Origin of the sequence: Microbacterium sp. UBA3394, from assembly GCF_002358725.1 — a bacterium.
Taxonomy (GTDB): Bacteria; Actinomycetota; Actinomycetes; order Actinomycetales; family Microbacteriaceae; genus Microbacterium; species Microbacterium luteum.
Genome location: NZ_DEPK01000240.1, coordinates 696 through 5779, shown reverse-complemented (window position 1 = coordinate 5779; position 5084 = coordinate 696). Strand labels below are relative to the sequence as shown.

Genomic DNA, 5084 nt, shown 5'->3' with positions numbered 1-5084 from the left:
GAGACGATCGTTCCGCCCGATGCCGGGCGCACCGCCGCGGTCCCGCGCATGCCGCGGCTCGGGCGACGCACCGCGGCCGGGTGAGATGAGCGACGCGCCGCCGCCGCTGACCGAGGCGATCCCGGTCGGATGGCGCGCCCAGCTCGATCCCCGACCGCGGCTGAGGCGGTTGCGCGACTCGGCGAACGCCATCGTGCAGATCGTGGTCGCCGCGACGGCGGCATACTCCTTCGCTCACTACCTCCTTGGGCATCCGGCACCGCTCATCGCGGCGACGGTCACCGTCTCCAGCCTCGGCCTCGTGCGCGACGCGCGGCCACGACGCGTGCTGCAGACCGTGCTCGGCATGCTCGTGGGCATCCTCGTCGCCGAAGTGATCGCGATGGTCGCGGGGTCGGGCTGGTGGCAGCTGGCGATCGCGCTGGCCGTCACGATGACCGTCGCGCGCCTGCTGTCGGCCCACGCCGGGTTCACCATCGCGGCGGCGATCCAGGCCATCATCGTCATCGTCGTTCCGGCGGAGACGCCCTTCCTGAGACTCGTGGACGGCGTCGTCGGCGGGATCGCCGCCCTCGCGGTGACCGCCCTGATCCCGCGGAACCCGCACAAGGCGGAACGGCGGGATGCGGCGGCCCTGTTCCTCGCGGTGCAGAAGACGATGGACACCCTCGTGCAGTCGCTGCGACGCGGCGACAGGCTGCGCGCGGAGCGCGGTCTGCAGCGGGCGCGGGCGCTGCAGAAGCACGTCGACCGCTGGGCCGATTCGCTCGATTCCGGTTTGTCGATCGCGCGCATCTCGCCGTTCCTGCGCCGTGCCCGCGGCGAGCTGCTGCGGCACGACCGCGTGCGGCAGGCGATGGATCTCGCCACGCGCAATCTGCGGGTGGTCGCGCGGCGGGCGGTGTATCAGACCGACGACCGTCGCCCACGGGTCGTCGTCGCCGAGACGCTGGCCGAGATCGCGCGCGTGATGGCGCTGGTCGAGGACTCGCTCGACGACATCGCGCTCGCACCGGCCGCGCGCGAGGCCGGGAGGGCGGTGGCCTCCCGGCTGGACCCGCGCATGATCCTTCCCGACGCGGACCTGGGGGAGCAGAACCTCATCGTCGCGATGCGCCCGCTCGTGACCGACCTGCTCACGGCCACCGGCATGACACCTGACGAGGCGCGGGAGTGCCTGCCGCGTCTGTGATCCTCGGGGTCACGGCTGCGGTGCGACCGCCTCCCACGGGATGGTGACCTCTCCCAGGCGCCACCTCGATCGTTCCCGCAGCGGCCATCCGGATGCCGCCGTGACCTCGAGCGTCCGGCGCCACCGGTCCACCGGACCGAAGGCTCCCAGCGCGGCCGAGCGCTCCCACGATGCCGCGAGGTCGCGCAGGAACGCGTGCACCGGCTCGCCGGGCACATTGCGGTGGATGAGCGCCTTGGGCAGTCGCTCGGCGGCGACGGCGGGGGAGTCGAGGTCGGTCAGGCGCAGCGAGAGGGTGAGCGTCGCCGGACGCCCGTCCGCGCCGACGGCGATCCACGTCGCGACGCGGCCGATCTCATCGCACGTTCCCTCCACGAGCACGCCTCCCGGCTGCAGGCGCGCGGCCATGCGAGCCCACGCGTCGGCGACGTCGGGTTCGTCGTACTGCCGCAGCACGTTGAAGGCTCGGATGGCGACCGGTCGGCGACCGCCGGGAGTGGGGATCTCGAAGCCGCCTCGCGCGAACGACACGGCCGCCGTCGTCGTGAACGTCGTCTCGCCGGCGCGCACCCGCTCGAGCTGCGCGGCGGCGCGCGCCACGCGTTCCGGATCGATCTCGAGGCCGTGGACCTCGACGTCGCGCCGTGCACGCGCCAGACGCGCGTGCAGTTCGAGCGAGGTGACTGCGCTCGCGCCGAAACCCAGGTCGACCACGAGCGCATCGTCGGTGCGCCGCAGAGCCGGGTGGCGGGCCAGCCAGCGGTCGACGCGACGGAGCCGGTTCGTCCCGGTCGTGCCGCGCGTCGCGCGCCCCACGACCGCGCCGCGCGAGGGAGGAGGAGACGAGGCCACGAGACCATCCTCGCAGTCAGTAGGATTGCGGGTATGAGCGAGCCGTACACGCTGATCCTCCTCCGCCATGGCCAGAGCGAATGGAACAAGACCAACCAGTTCACCGGGTGGGTCGATGTCCGCCTCACCGAGCAGGGGAAGTCCGAAGCCGCCCGCGGCGGCTCGCTGCTCGCCGAATCGGGGATGCTCCCCGACGTGCTGCACACGTCGCTGCTGAGCCGCGCCATCCAGACCGCCAACATCGCCCTCGACGCCGCCGACCGGCTCTGGATCCCGGTCAAGCGCACGTGGCGCCTCAACGAGAGGCACTACGGCGCCCTGCAGGGCAAGGACAAGGCGCAGACCCTCGAGGAGTTCGGCGAGGAGCAGTTCATGCTGTGGCGTCGGTCCTTCGATGTTCCGCCGCCGCCGCTTCCGGCAGACGCCGAGTACAGCCAGGTGGGCGACCCGCGCTACGCCGGCATCGACGGCGACGTGCCCGAGACCGAGTCGCTCAAGCTCGTCATCGATCGCATGCTGCCGTACTGGCACAGCGACATCGTTCCCGACCTCCAGGCGGGCAAGACGGTGCTGGTCACGGCCCACGGCAACTCGCTGCGCGGCCTCGTCAAGCACCTCGAGGGCATCAGCGACGACGACATCGCCGCGCTGAACATCCCGACCGGCATCCCGCTCGTCTACCGCCTCGACGACTCCCTGACCCCTCTCGGCCCGGGCGAGTACCTCGACCCGGAGGCCGCCGCCGCCGGCGCCGCCGCGGTCGCCTCGCAGGGCAAGGGCTGACCTCCCGACGCACGAACGAAGGGCGGGCTCCGCGATGCGGGCCCCGCCCTTCGTCTGTGTCAGGTCAGTCGGACGTGACGATCGTGGTGTCGATCTCCTGGTCGTGGCTGGCCCAGTCGCCCGTGGCGAGGTAGAGCACCTTCTTCGCCACCGAGACGGCGTGGTCGCCGAAGCGCTCGTGGAAGCGGCTCGCGAGCGTCGCGTCGACGGTCGCCGACGCCTCGTGGTCCCATGACTCCGACAGCACCTTCTCGAAGACGCTGACGTGCAGCTCGTCGATCTTGTCGTCGATCTCCCGGATCTGCTCGGCCAGCCGGAGGTCCTCGGTGCGCAGCAGGTCGGTGAGGGTCCGCGCGGCGGCCACGTCGAGCTCGCCCATCTTGGTGAAGGTGGACTTCAGCCCGTGGGGAACGACACGCTCCGGGAAGCGCATGCGCACGAGCTGGGCGACGTGCTCGGCGATGTCGCCCATGCGCTCGAGCGATGCGCTCATGCGCAGCGCGCTGACGACGATGCGCAGATCGCGGGCTACCGGCTGCTGACGGGCGAGGATCTCGATGGCCAGCTCGTCGAGCGCCACCGCCTTCTCATCGATGATGATGTCGGCCTCGATGACCTCCTCGGCGAGCGAGACGTCGCTCTTCTCGAACGCGGTGGAGGCCTTCTCCATCGCGATCGTCACGAGTTCGGAGATCTCGACGAGACGTGACTGCACGTCTTCGAGGGTCTGGTGGAAGACTTCGCGCATTGCGGCACCTTTCCTTCGGTCGTGCGGGGTGCGGCCCCGGCGATTCTCGTCAGGGAAGGTTAACGAACGGTTCCCCCGGGGTGAATAGTACTGATCCCGCCGACCGGGCACCGGGACTTGCGCGAAGCCGCCGTTCGCGATCCGTTTACGCTGGTCCAATGACCACGACGGCTGCCGCGCTGCTCGCGCTCCTGGTCGGCTCCCTCATCGGCGCAGGCATCGCCGTCGTCATCTTCCTCTCTCTCCGTGCGCGTGACCGGGCTCAGGCCCACTCCTCCCGCGCGGTTCCGGACGGGATCCGCGAAGTGCTGCACGGCATGGAGGATCCCGCCGCGATCGTCGACGCCTCGTCGACCGTGCTCGCCGCGTCTTCGGCCGCGGCGCCGTACGGCATCGTCGAGGCCGCGGCGCTCGGCAGCGACGACCTGCGACGCGTGGCGAGGAAGGCGCGCGATGCCGCGAGCGTCACCGCCGAGACGCTCCGGCTGATGCGCGGCGCCCCGCCGGCCGAGTCGCGCCTCGTGACCGTGCGAGCCACGCGGGTGTCACCGCGCCTCACCCTCATCGTCCTGCGCGACATCACCGAGCGCGAGCGGGTGGAGCAGATGCGCCGCGACTTCGTGGCGAACACGAGCCACGAGCTGAAGACGCCGGTGGGCGCGGTGAGTCTGCTCGCCGAGGCCATCGAGTCGGCGGCCGACGACCCGGAGCAGGTGCGGGTGTTCGCGTCCCGGCTCACCGCGGAGGCCCAGCGCCTGGCGTCGCTCACCTCACGCATCATGAATCTGTCCCGCCTGCAGGCCAGCGATGAGCTCAGCGAGATGCGCGATGTCGCCGTCGACGAAGTGCTCACCTCGGCGATCGAGTCCAGCATGATCCAGGCGGCGGCATCGGGGGTCGAGATCGTGCGAGGCGGCGACCGCGAGCTGTTCGTGCGTGGCGATGCGCAAGTGCTCTCCGAGGCCCTCAGCAACCTGATCGTCAACGCCGTCGCCTACTCGCCGCACGGGAGCAAGGTCGGGGTCGGGGTCAAACGCGTCGACGACGTCGTGGAGGTCGCCGTCACCGATCGTGGCATCGGCATCCCAGAGGCCGATCAGCAGCGCATCTTCGAGCGCTTCTACCGCACCGACCAGGCGCGCTCGCGCCGCACGGGCGGGACCGGTCTCGGCCTGTCGATCGTCAAGCATGCGGTCCAGCGGCACGGCGGAGAGGTGCGGCTGTGGTCGCGCCCCGGACGGGGCTCGACCTTCACCATCCGCCTGCCGCTGGTCGACGCGCCGCTCGATGCCGGGATGGGCAAGCGCAAGAAGAAAAAGAAGAAGGACAAGATGAAGGCTCCCTTGAACGGAGAAATCCGATGACCCGCGTTCTCATCGTCGAAGACGAGCCCGACCTCGCCGACCCGCTCGCCTACCTGCTGCGGCGCGAGGGATACGAGGTCGAGACCGCCGAAGACGGCGCGCTCGCGCTGACGGCGTTCCGTGAGCGGGGCGCGGACATCATCCT

The 5084-nt window shown here is 70.8% G+C and carries 5 protein-coding genes; 3 read left to right on the top strand and 2 right to left on the bottom strand.

Annotated elements, in window-relative coordinates; translation table 11 throughout:
- Positions 1–19 precede the first annotated feature (19 nt).
- Positions 20–1192 (top strand): FUSC family protein, encoded by a 1173-nt coding sequence (locus B4E30_RS14515; protein ID WP_286795827.1) that lies wholly within the window; start codon positions 20–22, stop codon positions 1190–1192.
- A gap of 9 nt (positions 1193–1201) precedes the next feature.
- Here the strand turns inward: B4E30_RS14515 and B4E30_RS14510 are convergent, their stop codons facing one another.
- Positions 1202–2044 carry a class I SAM-dependent methyltransferase gene (locus B4E30_RS14510; RefSeq protein ID WP_286795823.1) on the bottom strand — a complete coding sequence of 281 codons (843 nt, stop codon included), beginning with the start codon at positions 2042–2044 and terminating at the stop codon, positions 1202–1204.
- A 33-nt stretch (positions 2045–2077) separates the two neighbouring features.
- On the opposite strand from B4E30_RS14510, the gene B4E30_RS14505 reads away from it, so the two are divergent.
- Positions 2078–2827 carry a phosphoglyceromutase gene (locus B4E30_RS14505; protein ID WP_286795821.1) on the top strand — a complete coding sequence of 250 codons (750 nt, stop codon included), beginning with the start codon at positions 2078–2080 and terminating at the stop codon, positions 2825–2827.
- A 64-nt stretch (positions 2828–2891) separates the two neighbouring features.
- Here B4E30_RS14505 and phoU read toward each other — a convergent pair whose 3' ends face one another.
- Entirely contained in the window at positions 2892–3575 is a 684-nt protein-coding gene (phoU, locus tag B4E30_RS14500; protein ID WP_286795820.1) for a phosphate signaling complex protein PhoU, read from the bottom strand.
- A 158-nt stretch (positions 3576–3733) separates the two neighbouring features.
- On the opposite strand from phoU, the gene B4E30_RS14495 reads away from it, so the two are divergent.
- Positions 3734–4939 (top strand): sensor histidine kinase, encoded by a 1206-nt coding sequence (locus tag B4E30_RS14495; RefSeq protein WP_286795819.1) that lies wholly within the window; start codon positions 3734–3736, stop codon positions 4937–4939.
- Positions 4940–5084: the final 145 nt, after the last annotated feature.

Excerpts from the sequence above, each read along its gene's own strand:
- B4E30_RS14495 (WP_286795819.1), top strand. The coding sequence starts at position 3,734 with ATGACCACGACGGCTGCCGCGCTGCTCGCGCTCCTGGTCGGCTCCCTC.
- B4E30_RS14515 (WP_286795827.1), top strand. The coding sequence starts at position 20 with ATGCCGGGCGCACCGCCGCGGTCCCGCGCATGCCGCGGCTCGGGCGAC.
- phoU (WP_286795820.1), bottom strand. The coding sequence starts at position 3,575 with ATGCGCGAAGTCTTCCACCAGACCCTCGAAGACGTGCAGTCACGTCTC.
- B4E30_RS14505 (WP_286795821.1), top strand. The coding sequence starts at position 2,078 with ATGAGCGAGCCGTACACGCTGATCCTCCTCCGCCATGGCCAGAGCGAA.